Below are 18,729 nucleotides of genomic sequence, written 5' to 3'. Positions count from 1 at the left end.
CTGATTGGTCACAACAACTTAAAATATAAATGACTAACTGGTCAGTGTCAACCCTAAGCAGGCTCTCTCCTAACATATTCATAATAAAGACATATTTCCGATACATCGTTTTTTAAAGGAACTGACTCCCGGTCTTAACTTTGATATATACCTTTATCTTTTTTAGTGTATGATACTATTATCTAACGAAATGAATAGCCAAATTGTTCAATAAAGGAGGTAGAATACATGAAAGAAAAAGAAAAAAGAATAATTGAAGCTTCCATTAAGCTTTTTGCAAAGAAAGGATTTAATGCTACCTCTGTACAAGAAATTGTAGATGAATGCAATATTTCTAAAGGCGCGTTTTACCTGCACTTCAAATCTAAGGATGCACTTTTATTATCAATTCTAAACTTTTACTATGAAAAGCTCTTTAGCTCTGTTTATGCTCTCGACGAGGAAGTAAACGATGCCCGCAGCCGCTATATGAATCAGCTCATCTATTTCTATGAATTTATTACGGAGCACAGAGATTTTATTATCATGCAAATCCGTGAAAAATCGATTCCATTTAACAAAGAAGTGGAGACCTTTGTTCATAAAATGCAGCGAGAAACGTTTTACTTTCATCGTAAAAGCCTAGTTAGCGTATACGGAGAAGACGTAACTCCTTATATCTCGGATTTAACGAAAATGATTGAAGGTATTCATCATTCCTTTTTAGAAATTATTATCTTCAATCAATACGAGCTTACCTTTAAAGAAGTAGCGCAGTACATAATGGACCGAGTTGATGTATTAGTAGAAGATTTATTAGCTAGAAAACCTCGTCCCCTTATTCCGGCTTCTTTTGGTGAAGATATATACGGAAAGGAACGAACAACTTTTCTAAGTAAAAATGAGCAGGTACAACAAGCTCTTAAGGAGATTAAACATCTGTTGGACACCAGGGATCATATTTCTGATGAGCACACAGACAGCTTTCACATTTTACAAATGGAGCTAAAAAAAGATAAGCCTACCGCTGCTATTGTAAAAGGTATGGTTGGAAATTTAACGGAACTTAAACCGTTGGAAGAACCACTTAATCTTCTAACAGCCCTACTCCAACAAAAATAACAGAAGGCTTCAACAAGCCTTCTGTTATTTTTCTGCTTTTGAACTAGATACTCCCCCAGATAACACGAACTTCATTGCTTCTTCCGGCTTAATATCTAACCATTCAATTTCTTCTTTTGGAATCAAAAAAGTAAAACCCGCTACTTGAAAAGTTTGCGGAATATAGACGGCCACGTGGTCTTTTAATGAATGAATCACCTCTTCTACTTCTTCAGAGGTAACAAACCCTATGACTTTCATTGACGTGCCGGGCATCGTCACTAAAGCGACTTTTGAAAAGGACTTTTTCTCTCCAAGAAAAGATTGAAACGTGTCTTTAATAACACTATATAGCGTTTTAACAAGCGGTATTTTTTCTAACAATCGATCAATTAAGTTAATGATTTTCCCAGCGAAAAAACGAGTAGATAACCATCCTAAGAACGTAATTAAGACAAGAGTTGCTAAGATCCCAACCCCCGGTATATAATCCTCCTTCATATAGGGCTTCAATACGTTTCCTAAAATGCTGTCTAAAAAATTAAACACTCTTACCAAAATATAAATAACAAGGATAATAGGGACAATCGTTAAGAGTCCATTAATAAAACTTTTTATGATTGCTTTCATGCAAACACCTCATTTTTTCTGACATACTGCTGTTCATTATACAATGGATTTGTTTTGCTGCGTCTCTTTATTTCTATTCATATATGTATAAACTGGCAACGTTTTATCAAAATAATAGATGGGTACATGAACATACATACTTATATATTTATTTTTTCGGAGGGGTACAATTGGGACGTTTAGAATCAAAAATTGCTGTTATTACAGGATCAAGCTCTGGTATAGGAAAAGCAACTGCTGAGCGCTTTGCGACAGAAGGAGCGGTTGTTATTTGTGCCGATATTAATTTAGACGGTGTGAAAAAAGCAGCGCAAGAAATTAAAGACGCTGGCGGTGAAGCATACGCCTACTATATCGATGTAGCTGAAGAAGAAAAAGTAAAAGAGTTCACAGCGGAAATTGAAAAGAAATTTGGAAAAGTGGACATTCTTTTTAATAATGCGGGTACAGACACAGAGGGCGGCAAGCTTCACGAATATCCAGTAGAACTCTGGGATCGCTTAATGTCGGTAGATTTACGCGGAACATTTCTTGTAAGCAAATACGTTATTCCGCTGATGTTAGAAAATGGCGGATCGATTATCAATAATTCATCCGTATCCGGACTGGCAGCAGACTTAGACCGTTCTGGCTATAACGCGGCAAAAGGCGCTATTACCAACTTAACAAGAACTACGGCAATCGACTACGCTCGTGAAGGTATTCGCGTTAACTCAATTGCTCCTGGAACAATCGAAACACCTCTTCTTGATGATTTATCAGGCGCTGAAGAAGGAAAAAAATTCAGAAAAGCATATGAATGGGTCAATCCGATGGGCCGTTTAGGCAAACCCGAAGAAGTAGCCGGTGCTGTATTATTTTTAGCATCTGATGACAGCTCATATGTAACGGGTGATTGCATTACAGTAGACGGCGGTCATATGGCGTATACATGGCCTAGAAAAATGCTTTACGATAAAATGTGAGAATAAAATTAGCTCTATCCCATAAGGTATAGAGCTTTTCCGTTTGAACTTTTTCTTTAAAATAGGCGTGACATTATGTCAAGACAGGTGTAAACTTAAAGCAAAATTCTTTGCTTCTAGGAGGAAGACATGAAAACAAAACAATTATCAGAACGTCAGCTGCTTGGCATCGCAGGACTCGGATGGCTCTTCGATGCAATGGATGTTGGCATTTTGTCTTTTATCATTGCAGCTCTTCACGCTGAATGGGGACTTTCCCCTACCGAAATGAGTTGGATAGGCAGCGTTAACTCGATCGGAATGGCCGTTGGAGCTCTAGTATTCGGGTTGCTGGCTGATCGAATTGGGCGAAAAACCGTTTTTATTGTGACTCTTGTTCTTTTTTCAGTGGCAAGCGGCCTTTCGGCTCTTACTACTACCCTTGCTGCTTTTTTAGTATTTCGATTTTTAATTGGAATGGGTTTAGGAGGAGAGCTGCCTGTTGCTTCTACACTTGTTTCTGAGACCGTAGCGCCGGAAAAACGCGGTAAAGTGGTCGTGCTGTTAGAAAGTTTTTGGGCGTTCGGCTGGCTACTGGCAGCGCTTATTTCTTACTTTATAATCCCAGCTTACGGGTGGCAGCTAGCTCTTATCCTAACGGCTATCCCAGCGTTTTATGCCATTTATTTGCGCATTAAACTGCCCGATTCTCCTCAGTTTGTGGAAGCGACAAAGGAAAAGAAACCGTCGATTGCGGACAATGTAAGAAGCGTGTGGTCTAAGCCTTATCGTCAATCTACCATTATGCTGTGGGTTCTGTGGTTTTGCGTTGTATTTTCATATTACGGCATGTTTTTATGGCTACCTAGCGTCATGGTCATTAAAGGATTTAGCTTAATCAAAAGCTTTGAATACGTATTGATTATGACATTAGCTCAACTGCCTGGCTATTATACGGCTGCTTGGTTTATTGAACGCATGGGCCGAAAATTTGTATTGGTCACATACTTGTTAGGTACGGCTGCCAGCGCATATATCTTCGGAAATGCGGAGTCACTTTGGCTGCTGCTAACAGCAGGTATGCTGTTGTCTTTCTTCAACTTAGGTGCTTGGGGAGCTTTATACGCGTATACACCTGAGCAATATCCGACATCTATTCGAGGCACAGGAGCTGGAATGGCAGCTTCTTTTGGACGAATTGGAGGAATTTTAGGACCGCTGTTAGTTGGGTATATGTCAACCCAAGGTGCGTCTTTAACCATTACGTTCTCAATCTTTTGTGCAGCTATTTTAATCGGTGTTGGTTCGATTGTTTTTCTAGGAAAAGAAACCAAACAAAAGCAGCTCGCATAAACAAAGACGCTCTTTTAGAGCGTCTTTTTCGTGCTTATTATTTATTTTCTACTAGCTCTTTTTCGCCTGTCTCTACTTCCACGTCGCGCTGAGCGAATACTTTCTTGGCTACGCTTAAAGCATTTAACACGCGAGGGAAACCTGTATATGGAATTAATTGAATGATGCTTTCCACAATTTCATTCGGCTCTAGTCCAGCTGTTAAACCTGTGTTTAGATGCAGCTCAAGCTGAGGCTCTGTACCCTGAGTAACCAATGACGAAATGGTAACTAATGCTCGCTGCTTATTCGTTAAACCTGGTCGTGAATAAATGTCTCCATAGGCAAATTCAATAATATATTTCCCAACGTCAGGAGCTAGGTTTTTTAAATCTTCCGTAATTTTTAAATGAGTCGAAATATCATCGTTACTCGTTAATGTATATTCCATTAATTTATCTAAACCTTTTTGATAACTATCTTGTGCCATGTAAAATCAGCCTCCGTGTTTTTTTACTGACACCGCGCGGAATCAATGTTTGTTTTCTTGTATGTTTTCTACACTATTTACTTTAACGCACATTCTTTCTTTCGTAAAATACATATATTCAATACAACATATGCATTTTATCTATATAAAACAGAATACTGTTCATTCATGTAGTGGAGAAATTGTTTAGAGGCATATGAAATATATTTATCTTTTTTTAAAATTAATCCTAAATCCCATGAAATTGAAGGATTAGTAATAGGAACTGCTTTTACGATAGCAGAATCCACTTTTGCTGCAATGGACTGTGGAAAGATAGATACACCTAAGTTTTCCGCAATCATTTCACCAATAAAATCCCATTGAGAGCTCTCGTAAGCTACGTTAGGTTCAAACCCGGCCTGTTGACACGCCTGAATAAGCCGGTCGTGAAGCGTAAAATCTTCATTAAATAAAATAAATTTCTCTTGGGCTAGTTCATTAATTTCCACATGAGTTTTAGAGGCCAAAGGATGAGAATGGTGAACATATAAAAGCATTTTTTCCGAGATAAATGGATTAATATCAAAAAGATGTTCATTTACTGGAAGCACCGCTACACCTAAGTCTAGCTCTCCTTTTTCTACTGCTTTTTGAACACGGTTGGCTCCGTATTCAATAAGTTTAATTGTGATATCTGGATAGAGCTGCTGAAACTCTTTAATAATCTTTGGAAAGAACAGTACTCCAATCAATGGAGGAATTCCAATTTTAATCATCCCTTTTTTCAGATTCATCACATCATATAAATAAGTCGATAGCTCATCAATTGATGCCATAACTTTTTGTCCTTGCGCATACACAACTTCCCCGGCATCCGTTAAATTAATCTGTCTTGCGGACCGATCAATTAATTCTACTTCCAATTCTTCCTCTAAGTTTTTCACCATTTTGCTCAAAGTCGGCTGTGAAATATGAAGACTTTGAGATGCTTTAGTAAAGCTCCTTAATTTAGCGACTTCTAAAAAATAATTAAGCTGACGAATATCCATCTCTACTCCTCCTATAGATAAAGCGAATATCTTTTATCTTATTTATTCATTTTACCTATTAACTTTTAAGATATACAGCAAAAAATCCGAACGATTCATCGTTCGGATATACCTTCACCTAAAATACTTCTGTCCCGTCTTCTTTTACTACTATTATTTAAAATGTTTTAGCTGCTTGTGCTGCTTGCTCTAAGCCGCTTTCAATAATTTCTTGAGCACGCTCTGGAAACTGATTGTGTCCTTCAATAATAATAGAGTTCACATCCGTGACCCCGAAAAATTGAAGTACGCTGCTGACATATTTAACGGCCATTTCGACCGCAGCTGCTGGACCTTCTGAATACACTCCGCCTCGCGCGTTTAATAACATCACTTTTTTATCGCCTAGTAATCCCACAGGGCCTTCTGGCGTATACTTAAACGTTTTGCCTGCTTGATTTAAATAATCAAAGTACGTATGAAGCACGGCCGGCACGGTAAAATTCCAAAGCGGAAAGGCAATGACAATTTTATCAGCTTTCAAAAATTGTTCTAGGTAACGATTAGCAATTTCTGCTGCTTTGTTTTCCGCTGCCGTCACTTCTAGCCCTCTTGCTAATTTAAACTGACCGTTTATCATGTCAGCACCTAAATAAGGAAGTTCTTCTTTGAACAAATTCAGCTCTATTATTTCTTCACCTTGGTGCGATTGTTGATAGCTTTCTAAAAACGCATCATATAATTTTACGCTGACCGCTTCACTTGCCGATCTGTCATTTGCTTTTATAAAAAGAGTATAACTCATACTAAAACCTCCACTGATTGTTGATACTCTTATTTTATTCGCTTTGTCCTTGCGTTTCGAACGACTTTATAATGAAATACTTTCATACTTTAGTCTGAGAAAAATCAGCATCATAATCACACAAAAGCCGCCTAATGGCGGCTTTTTCAGTTTATAGATGAAACGGGAAGATGAATCACAACTTCCGTCCCTTGTTCTTCTTCGCTTTTAATAAAAATCTCGCCTTTATGCTGACGAACAATAGTTTGCGCAATCGATAGTCCAAGCCCCGTTCCTCCCGTGGCTCTGCTTCTAGCTTTATCAACTCGATAGAAGCGTTCAAAAATATGTGCAAGATCTTCTTTTGGAATGCCGATTCCATAGTCTTTTACTTTGATAATGACATCTTCCTGCTTTTTTTCCACGGTCACTTCAATTTTATCCGTACTGTATTTAATTGCATTATCAAGCAAAATAATCAACACTTGCTTCATTTTTAGTTCATCTACTTCAATCATAATGGGCGTTTGATCATAATGAAGAACTAATTCTCTTTTGTATACCTGCTGCAGCTGCTTAACGATTTGTTCAAAAATAAGAACAAGATCTGTTTGCTTCATATCAAGCGTTTGTTCTTTTTCCACACTTGCCAGATCAAGCAGCGTTTCAATCATTTTTTGCATTTTGGTTGCTTCCGCATAGATGGTGTCGATCGCATCGAGCGTAATTTCTTCATTTTTAATCCCTCTTCTTCTTAATAAATTAGAATAACTGCGAATAACGGTTAGAGGGGTTTTTAATTCGTGAGAAGCGTCGGAAACAAACTGGTTTTGCTTTTCAATATTTTCTCGCAAGCGGTCAATCATATGATTAAAAGTAACGGTCATACCCTGCAGTTCATCTCTCGTTTCCGTTTGAATGAGGACTTTTTTAGGAACACCGCTCTCTTCGATCTCTTTCATCGTTGTGACCATATTTTTAATAGGATGCATAATGACGCGTGATAACCATCTTCCTCCTAAAAGAGACAGTAAAATGGACACAAGCGAACAAAAAATCAAAATTGATAGCAAAATATCTTTACGGGTTTCAAAACCAGTCAGGAGTTCACCAATCTCAAGCGTTTCAACGACTTGATTATTGACTTTGACAGGCATGCGAATAACCAATACTTGCTTTTCTCTAATTTTGCGAAGCTTCACCTTTTTTTTCTTTGAAAACTCGGGCTTAATTTTCACCAGATGAGGATCATTTGATACCTGGTTAATGACCGTAGAATTTTCTGAGACTGTTCGGATAAATGAATGGTTGGTCAAATAAAATTTTAGTAACTCCGGCGAGAGCTCCACGGAATGATCTTGCTGACCTTTTTGAATAATCTCGCGTGCTTTTTCGAATAAAATGTCCTGTTCCATATTCACCGTAGATTTAGTAAAGGAAAAAAAAACAACGATGTTCATGATTAATAAAATAACCACTAGCCATGCTGTTGTCAGCAAATTAATCTTCGTCGTGATCTTCATGTTTCTCCTCTTTCATCATATATCCTACGCCCCGCACCGTATGAATGAGAGAAGTAGAAAAACCTTCATCTACTTTTTTTCTTAAGTGGCGAATATACACATCAATTACGTTGGTTTCTCCTTCATATTCATAGCCCCAAACGTTTGTGAGAATTCCTTCTCTCGTGACAATTTTATTTTTATTCGTAAGCAAATACACGACTAAATCATACTCTTTCGGTGTCAACGTAATGGATTCATTGTTTCTTAGGACTTCCCGTGTTTCAAGATTAATGGTCAAATCACTGATCGTTAAGAGCTCTGCTTCAGCATCTTTCGTCCCTGATGCTTCTACGAGCGAACGATAGCGAATACAAGAGCGAACTCGCGCTAACAGCTCTTCAATTTCAAACGGTTTTGTAACATAATCATTAGCCCCTTGGTCTAATCCCATTACCTTATCTAGCGTCGTATTTCGGGCAGTTAATAGAATAACTGGGGTAAATACTTCCGCTTTCCGAAGTCTTCTTAACACCTCAATACCGCTCAGACTTGGAAGCATCACGTCGAGTAAAATGAGGTCATATTGAGAGGATATTGCCGTCTCTAACCCCGCTTTCCCGTCGTACTCAACATCTACTTCATAATCTTCAAATTCCAATTCAATCTTTAACACTTTCGCAATTTGCGCTTCATCTTCCACAATTAAAATTTTCTCTTTCATATTATGCACCTCTCACCACGTGTCTTAAGTGAAAGAATAGCTTCTTTAGATAAAAAAACAACACCTTTTTCAAAAGATGTTTGTTTTTTTTTATCTAAACCCTACTTTTTCAACATACTTGTTCTTTAGCTTATCCTTATTGTTTGTAAACATGAATGTTTTACGCATGAAGACCAATCGTTTGCTTTTCACCTAGAATCCAATTGACTACTGCTAAAAGTTCTTCAGGTGTTTGTGCTTCGATTTCTTTATGGTAAGCAGCAATCGCGTTATATAATGTGCTCATTTTATCAGCATCCTGCAGCACTGTCTGCAGCTGGTTTTCTAACGATTGATCCGCCTTTAGTTCTTGAACTAAGTTTCGTTCTGTTAAATAGCGTAAATTCACTTCTTCTTGACCTGGTAAAGCGGAGTGAACAAAAATTGGTAAACTCTTACGAAGAGCTTCACTAACCGTGATACCACCTGGCTTTGTTACAATAGCATCCACTCGTTCATAAAGTTCATTCATTTCTGTACGTGATGAAATGTACGGAATTGGTGTAACGTGCTGTAGTTCCCACCCTTTGATTTCTTCATATAACTTTTGATTTTTGCCGCATAAGACAAAGTAATGAAAATGGTGCGCGTCTTTTAAATCATTGTAGAAATCCATAATATTGCCTAAGCCGCTGCTGCCTCCAGCAATTAAAATATTTCGGTTACTATGATGCTTAGCGGTTCTTGTTTTTGTTATTTCTTCATGTACCGGTATTCCTGTAACCATCATATTTTGAAGTGGAATTTCACTTTGAGCACGAAGTCCTTTTTTTACTTCTTCACTAGGGAGAAAGTGAAAGTCAATCTCTTCTTTTCCCCATAAATTATTAATAAAAAAATCCGTGTAGACATTTATAATAGGAACATCACACTTGCCTTTTGCTTTTAATTGACTGAGCAAATAAGAAGGAAATCCATGTGTGCATATAATTAAATCCGGATTTTCTTCTTTAACTAAGTGCTCCATTTTTTTCGCGAATACGTGATGATACCATTTGAATGAATGAACAGGCGGTTCATAAAAGAGATGTTTGTATGCCATATTATACGTTTCTGGAGCATAACGAATCCATTTCAAATACGTGCCTGTGACCACTTTTTCTAATAGTTCGTTTGTATAACTTAATAAATCTATTTTTTTATAACAAATATTTGTTGTTCTTCTTTCCAATATATCCATTAACGCCTCTGCCACTTGATGATGGCCAGAAGGCATTTTTAGAAGAGGTAAAAATAAAACTTTTTTCAACTGTTTCATCTCCTGTTCTAAAAGCAGTTTCTTCCTCTCTTTTTTTATATCATTAAATGCCCTTAAATTTCGGATTTTAATTGATTTTTAATGTGAAATTCATCGTTTTTTTAGAGTGTCAATCTAAACTAAGAGTGAAAAGTACTGCATAAGGAGAAAACAAATGAACCTTAATTACGAAGTGTTTCAATGGATTAACTCATTTGCTGGTAAATCCAGCGCAATGGATTCTGTAATGGTTATGATTACGAATAGCGTTCCTTATTTTATAATGGCCTGTTTGCTTTTGCTTTGGTTTAGCGGAAAAACAGAAAGAACAATTTATCACCGTTATACGGCTTTATACATGTTGTTTACAATTGTACTTTCTCTATGTATCAATGAAGTCATTCACCTGGTGTATTACCACCCGCGTCCGTTTGTGACTCATCATGTTCATAAGCTGATTCCGCATCCGGCTAATTCATCTTTTGTCAGTGATCATTCGATTTTAGTCTTTTCTGCTGCTTGGATCATGTGGTTACGAAAAAACAAATGGAGAAGCGTCATTTTTATATGGGCTGTCATCTCCGGTCTTTCACGCATTTACGTAGGTGTCCACTATCCAGCAGATGTACTTGGAGGCATGGTAATTGCGGGAGCTATCAGCTGCTTTGTTATCTATCTTTCAGATAAAACAGCTCCTCTTATCCAGCGATTATTCTGGATTCACGATGTGATTATCAAGCGTATTCCCTTTCTGTCTCCTTATACGCATGAACAAATCAGTAAAAAAAATCATTCAGCTTAAAGAGGCTGAGACAAAAATAGTTTAGCGGAAGTGAAAAACGAACCACTAATCAAACTGTTTGATTAGTGGTTCGTTTTTTTTGTTACGGTGAACGTCGATTTTATCTGTTTCGTTCCTTCCAGCAGTTGATTAGAGCGCAAGAAACGAGGAGGCTCACCGGCCGCCCGCAGAAAGCGGAGCCCTGCACGGAAATCAACTGCCGTGTCACAAGCAGTCCATACGGGCTCCCTTATCCCATATGTTCTTCTTTAGATTGAATTGATTTCATTATGTCTCAATCTCTCTTTATTATTTGTAAAAAAAGAGCGTTCACTTTCTTGACTTTCACTTTTATTTATTTTATATTAGTTGATGTATCAAACATTGATGTATCAAATATTAATTCAATCAATAAATATTATAGAAAAAGGGAGCGACTTTCTTGTCACATTCATGTTCTGAAAAAGCAAATGTTCTGTATGCTCTGCAAGAAGTTAATAAACAAATTAATCAAAAGTTTGAGCATTGTACCGGTGTTAGCCAATCACGTCTTGATATTTTACATCAGCTTTATGAAACAGGTGAAATGAGTCAAAAGGCGCTTCAACAGCAAGTAAACATTGACAATGCTGCAATTACAAGGCATTTAAAGCAGCTCGAAGAAAGAGATGTTGTATCACGCCGTAAAAACCCTGATGACAACCGCGTAACATTTGTAAAGCTTACGAAAAGCGGACATGAAAAAATCGGTGCATTTCGAAACGAAAAAGCTCGCTTTATTGATGAAGCATTTAAAGATTTCAGCGAAGAAGAACAGCTGCTGCTTTCCAAAATGCTTGAGCGTTTAAAAGTAAACATTTCGGCCATTGAACGGTCATAACATTTTTAACATAAAGGAGAGTTCATCATGACACAAACAAAAACACTAAATAATGATTTCCAAGATATTATTACAGGGCGCAGATCTATTCGTTATTACGATCCATCTGTCAAAATCAGCCGTGAAGAAATGAAAGAAATTTTAACAGAAGCGACGCTAGCTCCATCTTCTGTTAATGCACAGCCGTGGCGCTTTCTAGTAATTGATAGCCCTGAAGGAAAAGCAACATTAGCTCCGCTTGCTAAATTTAATCAATCACAAGTAGAAACATCAGCAGCTGTTATTGCGATATTCGGCGATTTAAAAAGTGAAGAAAATTTAGATGAAATTTACGATAAAGCTGTTGAACTAGGCTATATGCCAGAAGAAATTAGAGACATGCAAATTCCTAAAATCAAAGCGCACTACGCAGCTGCTTCTGAAGAATTAAATAAAGAAACAGTATTAATTGACGGGGGTTTAGTATCCATGCAGTTAATGCTAGCTGCACGTGCTCACGGTTACGATACAAATGCTATCGGCGGTTATGAAAAAGATCAAATTGCCGAAGCATTCGGTTTAGACAAAGAGCGCTATGCACCGGTTATGTTACTTTCAATCGGCAAAGCAGCAAATAGCGGTTACCCGTCTGTACGTTTACCAATCGAAAAAGTAGCTCAATTTAGATAATAAAAAAAGGTGCTGTGTATTCAGCACCTTTTTTATCCTCCACTAACGGGCGGAATAAATGCAACGGTATCTCCCGCTCCAATGGTTTCTTCATCTGTTACAAACTCTTCGTTGACTGCTGTCATCGTTTGATTCAGAGAGGATAGCTTATATGTTTTTTGCACATATTCCTTTAATTCCTTCACTGTTATATCTTGCTTATCAACTGTTACTTGTTCCACTCCAGCCTCTTCACGTATAGCAGCGAAAAATAAGACGTTAATCATTTTTACATCTCCTTTAATGGCTTTCCTTCAGGATATTCTTTCGTTTCTAACTGATCTCCAATCCATTTTGTTCCGTCTTCCCAAAATTCCTTTTTCCAAATCGGCACAATTTGCTTAATACGTTCAATAGCATACTCGTTTGCTTCATAAGCTGTTTTGCGGTGCGGAGAAGAAACGGCAATAACTACTGCAACTTCTGTTATATCAAGCTTTCCGATTCGGTGAGTAATAGCTGTCAATGCATCGGGCCACTTTTCCTGAATTTCGTCACCAATTTGGCTAAGCATTTTCACTGCCATTGGCACATAGGCTTGATATTCAAGAGAGAGCGTCTTCTTGCCTTTTGTAAATTCTCTTACCGTTCCAATAAATGTCGTAATAGCTCCCGCGTCTCTTCTAGAAACTTTTTTGATTATTTCATCTACGGCAATTGGCTGATTTACTACTTCAAATAAGTGTTGGTTCATCGTATTTCCCCCACTTCTTTCAATAAAAAATTAAGATAAAGCTCGTCTTCTTGTAAGTGAAACATTGGATATGCTCGCTGCACTTCTTTTTTAAGCGGAACGTGACTAATCACGCATATAATATTGGTTAGAGAGGAAAGTAGAAAAAGATCTTCTTCACTTCGAATCAAGACTGCTTTTGGATAGGATTCTTTTTTATATCCTTCAACAAAAATGACATCTGGCGAGAAAAATTGATAAAAATCAATCAGCTTTTTTAGGCTCCAGTCTTTACTGTTTGCCGTAAGCTGAAGGATTCCACCTCCTTCTACACCCGCCACATCGGCACCTGCTTGCTGGTGCCGATGACTGTCTTTTAGCTCACTGCTGCTATCTGGAGGTCCGCCGTGTCCATGGTGCTTAATAGAACCTACACGTAGATCGAATTGTTTCGCTTTTTTAATTAGCTTTTCCACTAAAGTAGTTTTTCCGCTGTTTTGAAATCCAACTACTTGTAAAACAGTGCAACTTGCTACCAAGGCCATTCACTTCCCCGCACGTCATCTAGCAATAAGACGTCAACCAGCATTCCTTCTTTGTATCCCCTCGTCCCTCCGGGAAATATAATTAACGTATCCGCATGAGCTAAGGAAGAAACCGCACTAGATTTTGTAAAGCCTAATGGAGAAGCAATCAGCTGTCCTTCCCTGTATGAAAGCCTGCCAGATACAAATCGCATAAAAGGGTTTGGCTTTAAGAAGTCTTTTCCTAACAAAGCTTTTTCTTTCCGAAGATGAGGGGTGCTTTTACCCGCATATGTACTAATTACCGGACGAACCAGAAGTTCAAAACCGACATAGCACGCTGTAGGATTTCCCGATAGGCCAAATAAAAGCTTCTCTTCCATACGAGCAACCGTTGTTACACTGCCTGGTCTCATCGCTATTTTGTTAAAAAGAACTTCCGCTTTTAATTGCTTATACACCTCTGGTAGATAATCATAGTCTCCTACTGAAACACCGCCCGTTGTAATCAGCATGTCCACTTCTGATAGCGCAGCTTTTACCGCGCTGTAGCACTGACTTAAATCATCGGGCATAATACCAAAATAGTTTACTTCTCCTCCGGCTTTTTCAATTTGCGCACGAAGCATATGAGCATTGCTATTACGAATTTTTCCTCGCTGAACAGGATCACGTACTTCCACTAGTTCACTTCCCGTTGCAAGTAATCCAACTACAGGCTTTTTGAAGACAGCTACGCTACTATAGCCAAACGTGGCTAAAAGAGCAGCTACTCCTGGAGTGATATACGTTCCTTTTGAAGCTAACACGGTCCCTTTTGTTGTTTCTTCCCCTTGAAAAGAAATGTTATCTCCGCTGTTAAACGAACGCTTGATTTGAACGATCGGCTGGTTGTCTTTTGTATATTCTTTTGTTACTTCAAGCATTGCCACCGCATCGCAGCCTTTTGGAATAGGAGCTCCTGTCATAATACGCACAGCCTGCATCGCGTTGACTGTATGTTCAAAAACAGAACCCGCTCCTATTTCTCCTCGAACATCCAGTTCTACTGGATGAAGTGATGATGCTTTCTTTGTATCTTGTGACCGAATGGCAAAACCATCGTATGGAGAACGATTAAAAGCAGGAATATCATGATCTGCCATTAAATCTTTTGCTAAAAATCTGCCGTGAGCTTCTTCAAGCGCAATAATTTCTTGCTTTCCGCTTTTGACATACTGCATCACTCGCCCAACGCATTCTCCGACAGGGATAGGAGTTCGCTTTTCTCTCATTTTTTTCACTCCTTTACTCAACCTAATAAACGATAATATAAGCTTCTCGCAAATTGAATATCATTCGTTCCATGAATAAATACACGGCCATCTTGAAAAATAACTAAGCGCTGCTCTGGAAGCTGACATGACAGAAGATATGGGTTGCGGTCTACTTTCCCTTGGTTTTTTAATCGTTTTTCCAATTCATCAAAGTTGTACAAATGGCGCTGCGAGGGTCTGATTTGAACCGTCTCTCTGCCGCACAGAACTTCTGTTTTAAGCTGGTTTTCATACGCTAAGTACGGATATGTTCGGGTCGATCCGCAAGAAGAACATTCATGACTTTTCATTTTACCCGTCTTAAATTCAGCGTGCTGATTATTCCAGACGTCAAAGGTTAGGAATGTCTGTCGCAAAGCTTCAACATCTCCTACTAAAATTTTTAATGCTTCGGTTATTTGATAGGCTGCCACGATTTGAACAGCTGGACTGATAATTCCTGCTGTCTCACACGTTGCTCCTCCCATAGGGATCTTTTTTAGTATACAGTGCAGGCAAGGTGTTACATTTGGGATAATCGTATAAGTGGTGCCATAGCTGCCCACACATGAGCCATATATCCAAGGCACCTCATGCTTATGTGACAAATCATTTAAAATAAAGCGAATGTCGAAATTGTCTGTCGCATCGATGATCACATCAGCTGTTTGGACGATACTTTCTAAATTAGCAGGCTGAGCATCCATCACCAGCGCTTCAATCTTCACTTCTGTGTTTATTTGACGCAAACGATTTTTTGCTGCTACAGCTTTAGGTAGTTTGTTTTGCGCATCTTGTTCTGTATAAAGCTGCTGACGCTGTAGATTACTCCATTCTACATAATCGCGATCTACAAGCGTCAATTTTCCAATTCCAGCACGCACGAGAGCTTCTGCGCTGGCGCTGCCTAGAGCCCCTGCACCTACAACTAAAACATGCTTACTTCTAATTTGCTGCTGCCCTTTGTTTCCAACGGGCTGGAAAAGCTGCTGACGTGAATAACGTTCTGTCACTCTTTTCTCTCCCTTTCTCATTCAATCTCTGACTTCACTATCTATTCCTTCGTCAAAGATATTTCTTTAAAAACATGCTATTATACACATAAAGCTAAGCTGCTTTACGGATGCTTACGTGCATAAATATACAAATATATTTTGATGGAGGTATTTAATAAATGTCCATTGCCGGCATTGTATTAGCAGGAGGAAAATCTTCTCGCTACGGTCAACCAAAAATGTTTGAAACCTATAACAAGAAATCATTTTACGAATATAGTATAGATGCATTAAAAGAAAATCACGTCACACCTATACTTGTGTCTACCAACCAAGATTTACTCCCTTATTTTCAAAGAAAAGATGTTGCATTTACAGTTGAAAAATGCCCGTATCAAGGACCTTTGTATGCAATTCATCATGCTTTAACTGCCATCGATTGCTGTGCTGAATGGTTCTTTATTCTTTCTTGTGATATTCCTTTTATTAATGCTGAGTTTGTTCATCACATGATCACACTGACTCAAACGGACTCACCTGACATTGTTCTTCCTGTTCAGCCTGATCACATTCACCCGCTTCTAGCACTCTATCACCGTAGAACGCTTCCTCTTATTGAACAACTCGTTACACAAGGTGAAAGAAGGCTTACACAATTGTTAAACCAAGCAAACGTCCTTCGCGTGCCTTTTTCAGCAGAAGATCCCACTTTTATAAATGTGAATCACCGCAGTGATTGGCATGTATAAAGCTTTTTTGAATTATCCACCAATATGAGACATTTCCACTTTCTCAGCACCTTGGACTTTTCTTCCGTTAGCTCGCTCATCTGAATAACGATCTTTCCGATGATTCCAGATATCAGAAATGGTGTCACAAACAGTATGATCAGATGCTTCTGATCGTATCAGTTTCCGGAGGTCGTACCCTTTTGACGCAAACAAACAGGTATAGAGCTTTCCTTCAGCCGATACTCTTGCGCGTGAACAAGTGGAACAGAATGAATCTGTGACAGATGAAATGATACCAATTTCCTCTTCTGTCCCGACATACCGATACCTGGTGGCTACTTCTCCCTTATAATGAGGCGGAATTTCTTCAAGAGGCATTTCTTGTCCAACTATATCAAGAATTTGTTTCTTTGTTATAACCTCATCCATTTTCCATCCGTTGGAATTTCCCACATCCATGTATTCAATAAAGCGCAGCGTATGTTTTTTGCCTTTAAAATATTGAGCCATCGGAAGGATATCCTGCTCGTTCTTGCCTTTTTGGACAACCATGTTTATTTTGACTGAAATTCCTACAAGAGCTGCTGCCTCTATTCCTTCTAATACTCGCTTTACGCTTCCTCGGTTTCCATTCAACTCTTGAAATCTCACTTCATCAAGCGAGTCTAGGCTGACGGTTACTCTTGATAACCCCGCTTTTGATAAGGCTTCTGCATGCTTCTTTAACAGTGAGCCGTTTGTTGTTATGGCAATATCATCTATCCCCTCAATTTGCTTCAGACGATTGATTAGATCTGGCAAGCCTTTTCTTAGCAGTGGCTCTCCTCCAGTTATACGCACTTTTTTTACTCCTAGCGATGCGAATAATCTAGTGAGTCTCTCTAATTCATCAAACGAAAGAATGTTTTCGGCAGGTAAAAATGGATAGTCTGCCCCAAAAATTTCTTCAGGCATACAATATCGACAGCGAAAGTTACAGCGGTCTGTTACGGACAAACGCAAGTCTCGCAAAGGACGCTTTAACGTATCAACTATAGCGTCGTATGACATCTGTCTCATCTCTCCTCTCTCTAGCTGTCAGCTTCTCCACAGCAGATTAACTTTCTCTTAAAATTCTTTCCGGACATGTATAAATATTCAACGAATCATTTCGAATAAATCCTACCGTTGTGATTCTCAATTCTTCTGCTAGATTTAAAGCAAGTTCAGTCGGAGCGGATTTTGAAAGAACGATTTCACACCCGATCTTCGCTACTTTCAACAAAATTTCTGAAGAAATTCGGCCGCTGAAAACGACTACTTTATCCCTAATTGAAATATGGTTTTTTAAGCAATACCCGTATAGTTTATCTAAAGCATTATGCCTACCAATGTCCATTCTGCTAAGCATGAAACCATTCTTATCACAAATGGCAGCGTTATGAACGCCCCCCGTTTCTTGAAACGTAGCAGCAGATTGCTGCAGCTTATTCATCAATTGAAAACAATCCTTAATTGAAAGTTCGACCGATATATCATTCATTTTTTTAGCAGTCAGCGCATCATTTATAAAGACAAACCCTTGTCTGCTCGCCCCGCAGCAAGACGTGATATATCGTTTATTTTGAAGGTTTTGAAAATAAGGGTTTAATTTATCTATTGTAACATGAACATACCCTTCTTTTTCTTGAACCCATATGTTTTTAATGTCTTTGTATTCTCGAATAACCCCTTCAGATGCTAAATAGCCAATTACCATATCTTCAATGTATTGAGGGCTACATACCATCGTGACAAACTCTTCTTCGTTAATTTTCACAGTCACAGGAAACTCCGTTACAATTTTATCTTCCACGCTTTCCATTTCACCATTTTTAAATTTAAGAACTGTACGCTTCTTAACGGTCGAATTCATGTGATGTCTCCTTTTTTAAATAATGTTTTTATCAAAAACGAATACGGAAACCGCTATATTTTCTTTTATTTTCATATCTGAAAATAAATTAATCAGCTTTGCTCCTACCAATTCTTCTAGCCCTTCCGGCGGATTCGATGCATATACATCTTGGATCATTTTTGTTCGAGCTAGATGAACCATGTCACATCCTTCAGAAGTGCTTGCAATAAATGTTTCTGTCGGAGTTAAATTTCCATACAGTGTTGAGACAGCCATATTTTCAACAAAAACCGTATGTATTCTTTCCGGCCCTTTTCCAAATAAATCTTTTCGAAGCTTCCGAATAATATCATTAAATTCATGAATAGTTTTTGACATAATCAACGCTCTCCCACCGATTAAAATTAAATTGTGCATTTTATTCCTACAGTTTTTTTATCATAAATCAACACTTCAAAAAATAAAAGCCTAAAATCTTTGCAGCAAAATTTTTG

22 protein-coding genes are annotated in these 18,729 nt (G+C 38.3%); 7 read left to right on the top strand and 15 right to left on the bottom strand.

Annotation, left to right across the window (positions count from 1 at the left end):
* The first annotated feature begins 228 nt into the window (after window positions 1-228).
* Entirely contained in the window at window positions 229-1,101 is an 873-nt protein-coding gene (locus tag SB717_RS20425) for a TetR/AcrR family transcriptional regulator (RefSeq protein ID WP_074681686.1), read from the top strand.
* Window positions 1,102-1,125: 24 nt separating this feature from the next.
* Here SB717_RS20425 and SB717_RS20420 read toward each other — a convergent pair whose 3' ends face one another.
* Entirely contained in the window at window positions 1,126-1,710 is a 585-nt protein-coding gene (locus SB717_RS20420; RefSeq protein ID WP_098621242.1) for a DUF502 domain-containing protein, read from the bottom strand.
* 170 nt (window positions 1,711-1,880) lie between these two features.
* Between SB717_RS20420 and SB717_RS20415 the strand changes: the two genes are divergently transcribed.
* On the top strand, window positions 1,881-2,675 hold the full coding sequence (locus SB717_RS20415; RefSeq protein WP_410904566.1) for an SDR family oxidoreductase: 795 nt from the start codon (window positions 1,881-1,883) through the stop codon (window positions 2,673-2,675).
* Window positions 2,676-2,804: 129 nt separating this feature from the next.
* Complete coding sequence (locus tag SB717_RS20410) at window positions 2,805-4,007, top strand: MFS transporter (RefSeq protein ID WP_410904565.1); 1,203 nt, start codon at window positions 2,805-2,807, stop codon at window positions 4,005-4,007.
* Between the two features lie 37 nt (window positions 4,008-4,044).
* Here SB717_RS20410 and SB717_RS20405 read toward each other — a convergent pair whose 3' ends face one another.
* The 6 genes from SB717_RS20405 to SB717_RS20380 all read right to left on the bottom strand — a co-directional run bounded on the left by SB717_RS20405 (window position 4,045) and on the right by SB717_RS20380 (window position 9,793).
* Complete coding sequence (locus SB717_RS20405; protein WP_088049201.1) at window positions 4,045-4,476, bottom strand: carboxymuconolactone decarboxylase family protein; 432 nt, start codon at window positions 4,474-4,476, stop codon at window positions 4,045-4,047.
* 137 nt (window positions 4,477-4,613) lie between these two features.
* Window positions 4,614-5,507, bottom strand: coding sequence for a LysR family transcriptional regulator (locus SB717_RS20400; protein ID WP_410904564.1), 894 nt, complete (start codon window positions 5,505-5,507; stop codon window positions 4,614-4,616).
* Between the two features lie 157 nt (window positions 5,508-5,664).
* On the bottom strand, window positions 5,665-6,291 hold the full coding sequence (locus SB717_RS20395; protein WP_410904563.1) for an FMN-dependent NADH-azoreductase: 627 nt from the start codon (window positions 6,289-6,291) through the stop codon (window positions 5,665-5,667).
* A 146-nt stretch (window positions 6,292-6,437) separates the two neighbouring features.
* Window positions 6,438-7,793: a sensor histidine kinase gene (locus tag SB717_RS20390; RefSeq protein ID WP_045291627.1), complete on the bottom strand. Its 1,356-nt coding sequence runs from the start codon at window positions 7,791-7,793 to the stop codon at window positions 6,438-6,440.
* On the bottom strand, window positions 7,771-8,496 hold the full coding sequence (locus SB717_RS20385; protein WP_074681700.1) for a response regulator transcription factor: 726 nt from the start codon (window positions 8,494-8,496) through the stop codon (window positions 7,771-7,773). The genes SB717_RS20390 and SB717_RS20385 overlap by 23 nt, the downstream gene beginning before the upstream one ends.
* Before the next feature lie 160 nt (window positions 8,497-8,656).
* Window positions 8,657-9,793 (bottom strand): MGDG synthase family glycosyltransferase, encoded by a 1,137-nt coding sequence (locus tag SB717_RS20380; RefSeq protein WP_264134543.1) that lies wholly within the window; start codon window positions 9,791-9,793, stop codon window positions 8,657-8,659.
* Between the two features lie 154 nt (window positions 9,794-9,947).
* Between SB717_RS20380 and SB717_RS20375 the strand changes: the two genes are divergently transcribed.
* The 3 genes from SB717_RS20375 to SB717_RS20365 all read left to right on the top strand — a co-directional run bounded on the left by SB717_RS20375 (window position 9,948) and on the right by SB717_RS20365 (window position 12,102).
* Complete coding sequence (locus tag SB717_RS20375) at window positions 9,948-10,574, top strand: undecaprenyl-diphosphatase (RefSeq protein ID WP_045291631.1); 627 nt, start codon at window positions 9,948-9,950, stop codon at window positions 10,572-10,574.
* Window positions 10,575-10,995: 421 nt separating this feature from the next.
* Entirely contained in the window at window positions 10,996-11,433 is a 438-nt protein-coding gene (locus SB717_RS20370) for a MarR family winged helix-turn-helix transcriptional regulator (RefSeq protein WP_013085370.1), read from the top strand.
* A gap of 27 nt (window positions 11,434-11,460) precedes the next feature.
* Window positions 11,461-12,102, top strand: a complete 642-nt coding sequence (locus tag SB717_RS20365) for a nitroreductase family protein (protein WP_410904562.1) — start codon at window positions 11,461-11,463, stop codon at window positions 12,100-12,102.
* Window positions 12,103-12,134: 32 nt separating this feature from the next.
* On the opposite strand, the gene moaD is transcribed toward SB717_RS20365, so the two are convergent.
* The 5 genes from moaD to SB717_RS20340 are packed head-to-tail and all read right to left on the bottom strand — an operon-like array spanning window position 12,135 to window position 15,646.
* Window positions 12,135-12,368, bottom strand: coding sequence for a molybdopterin converting factor subunit 1 (moaD, locus tag SB717_RS20360; protein WP_045291632.1), 234 nt, complete (start codon window positions 12,366-12,368; stop codon window positions 12,135-12,137).
* Between the two features lie 2 nt (window positions 12,369-12,370).
* The gene (locus tag SB717_RS20355; RefSeq protein ID WP_025752620.1) at window positions 12,371-12,835 is read right to left on the bottom strand and encodes a molybdenum cofactor biosynthesis protein MoaE; all 465 of its coding nucleotides are present in this window, start codon (window positions 12,833-12,835) and stop codon (window positions 12,371-12,373) included.
* Window positions 12,832-13,359: a molybdopterin-guanine dinucleotide biosynthesis protein B gene (gene mobB, locus SB717_RS20350; RefSeq protein WP_114896963.1), complete on the bottom strand. Its 528-nt coding sequence runs from the start codon at window positions 13,357-13,359 to the stop codon at window positions 12,832-12,834. The genes SB717_RS20355 and mobB overlap by 4 nt, the downstream gene beginning before the upstream one ends.
* On the bottom strand, window positions 13,347-14,612 hold the full coding sequence (locus SB717_RS20345) for a molybdopterin molybdotransferase MoeA (RefSeq protein ID WP_410904561.1): 1,266 nt from the start codon (window positions 14,610-14,612) through the stop codon (window positions 13,347-13,349). Before SB717_RS20345 ends, mobB begins: the two co-directional genes overlap by 13 nt.
* A 17-nt stretch (window positions 14,613-14,629) precedes the next feature.
* Window positions 14,630-15,646 carry a molybdopterin-synthase adenylyltransferase MoeB gene (locus SB717_RS20340; protein ID WP_410904560.1) on the bottom strand — a complete coding sequence of 339 codons (1,017 nt, stop codon included), beginning with the start codon at window positions 15,644-15,646 and terminating at the stop codon, window positions 14,630-14,632.
* A 161-nt stretch (window positions 15,647-15,807) separates the two neighbouring features.
* Between SB717_RS20340 and mobA the strand changes: the two genes are divergently transcribed.
* On the top strand, window positions 15,808-16,377 hold the full coding sequence (gene mobA / locus SB717_RS20335) for a molybdenum cofactor guanylyltransferase (RefSeq protein ID WP_074681718.1): 570 nt from the start codon (window positions 15,808-15,810) through the stop codon (window positions 16,375-16,377).
* A 12-nt stretch (window positions 16,378-16,389) separates the two neighbouring features.
* Here mobA and moaA read toward each other — a convergent pair whose 3' ends face one another.
* From moaA to SB717_RS20320, 3 genes are all read right to left on the bottom strand, one after another.
* Window positions 16,390-17,409 (bottom strand): GTP 3',8-cyclase MoaA, encoded by a 1,020-nt coding sequence (moaA, locus tag SB717_RS20330; protein ID WP_335538037.1) that lies wholly within the window; start codon window positions 17,407-17,409, stop codon window positions 16,390-16,392.
* A gap of 46 nt (window positions 17,410-17,455) precedes the next feature.
* The gene (gene fdhD / locus SB717_RS20325; RefSeq protein ID WP_372491912.1) at window positions 17,456-18,202 is read right to left on the bottom strand and encodes a formate dehydrogenase accessory sulfurtransferase FdhD; all 747 of its coding nucleotides are present in this window, start codon (window positions 18,200-18,202) and stop codon (window positions 17,456-17,458) included.
* A gap of 66 nt (window positions 18,203-18,268) precedes the next feature.
* Window positions 18,269-18,613, bottom strand: a complete 345-nt coding sequence (locus SB717_RS20320; RefSeq protein ID WP_045291644.1) for a Na-translocating system protein MpsC family protein — start codon at window positions 18,611-18,613, stop codon at window positions 18,269-18,271.
* Window positions 18,614-18,729 lie beyond the last annotated feature (116 nt).

This window comes from Priestia sp. SIMBA_032 (assembly GCF_046535215.1).
Classification (GTDB): domain Bacteria; phylum Bacillota; class Bacilli; order Bacillales; family Bacillaceae_H; genus Priestia; species Priestia aryabhattai.
This window is presented reverse-complemented; position numbering and strand designations above follow the sequence as displayed.

Bases quoted from the DNA above. Each gene is read 5' to 3' on its own strand.
- SB717_RS20425 (WP_074681686.1), top strand. From the start codon at position 229: ATGAAAGAAAAAGAAAAAAGAATAATTGAAGCTTCCATTAAGCTTTTT.
- SB717_RS20420 (WP_098621242.1), bottom strand. From the start codon at position 1,710: ATGAAAGCAATCATAAAAAGTTTTATTAATGGACTCTTAACGATTGTC.
- SB717_RS20410 (WP_410904565.1), top strand. From the start codon at position 2,805: ATGAAAACAAAACAATTATCAGAACGTCAGCTGCTTGGCATCGCAGGA.
- SB717_RS20405 (WP_088049201.1), bottom strand. From the start codon at position 4,476: ATGGCACAAGATAGTTATCAAAAAGGTTTAGATAAATTAATGGAATAT.
- SB717_RS20400 (WP_410904564.1), bottom strand. From the start codon at position 5,507: ATGGATATTCGTCAGCTTAATTATTTTTTAGAAGTCGCTAAATTAAGG.
- SB717_RS20395 (WP_410904563.1), bottom strand. From the start codon at position 6,291: ATGAGTTATACTCTTTTTATAAAAGCAAATGACAGATCGGCAAGTGAA.
- SB717_RS20390 (WP_045291627.1), bottom strand. From the start codon at position 7,793: ATGAAGATCACGACGAAGATTAATTTGCTGACAACAGCATGGCTAGTG.
- SB717_RS20385 (WP_074681700.1), bottom strand. From the start codon at position 8,496: ATGAAAGAGAAAATTTTAATTGTGGAAGATGAAGCGCAAATTGCGAAA.
- SB717_RS20380 (WP_264134543.1), bottom strand. From the start codon at position 9,793: ATGAAACAGTTGAAAAAAGTTTTATTTTTACCTCTTCTAAAAATGCCT.
- SB717_RS20375 (WP_045291631.1), top strand. From the start codon at position 9,948: ATGAACCTTAATTACGAAGTGTTTCAATGGATTAACTCATTTGCTGGT.
- SB717_RS20365 (WP_410904562.1), top strand. From the start codon at position 11,461: ATGACACAAACAAAAACACTAAATAATGATTTCCAAGATATTATTACA.
- moaD (WP_045291632.1), bottom strand. From the start codon at position 12,368: ATGATTAACGTCTTATTTTTCGCTGCTATACGTGAAGAGGCTGGAGTG.
- SB717_RS20355 (WP_025752620.1), bottom strand. From the start codon at position 12,835: ATGAACCAACACTTATTTGAAGTAGTAAATCAGCCAATTGCCGTAGAT.
- mobB (WP_114896963.1), bottom strand. From the start codon at position 13,359: ATGGCCTTGGTAGCAAGTTGCACTGTTTTACAAGTAGTTGGATTTCAA.
- SB717_RS20345 (WP_410904561.1), bottom strand. From the start codon at position 14,612: ATGAGAGAAAAGCGAACTCCTATCCCTGTCGGAGAATGCGTTGGGCGA.
- mobA (WP_074681718.1), top strand. From the start codon at position 15,808: ATGTCCATTGCCGGCATTGTATTAGCAGGAGGAAAATCTTCTCGCTAC.
- moaA (WP_335538037.1), bottom strand. From the start codon at position 17,409: ATGTCATACGACGCTATAGTTGATACGTTAAAGCGTCCTTTGCGAGAC.
- fdhD (WP_372491912.1), bottom strand. From the start codon at position 18,202: ATGGAAAGCGTGGAAGATAAAATTGTAACGGAGTTTCCTGTGACTGTG.
- SB717_RS20320 (WP_045291644.1), bottom strand. From the start codon at position 18,613: ATGTCAAAAACTATTCATGAATTTAATGATATTATTCGGAAGCTTCGA.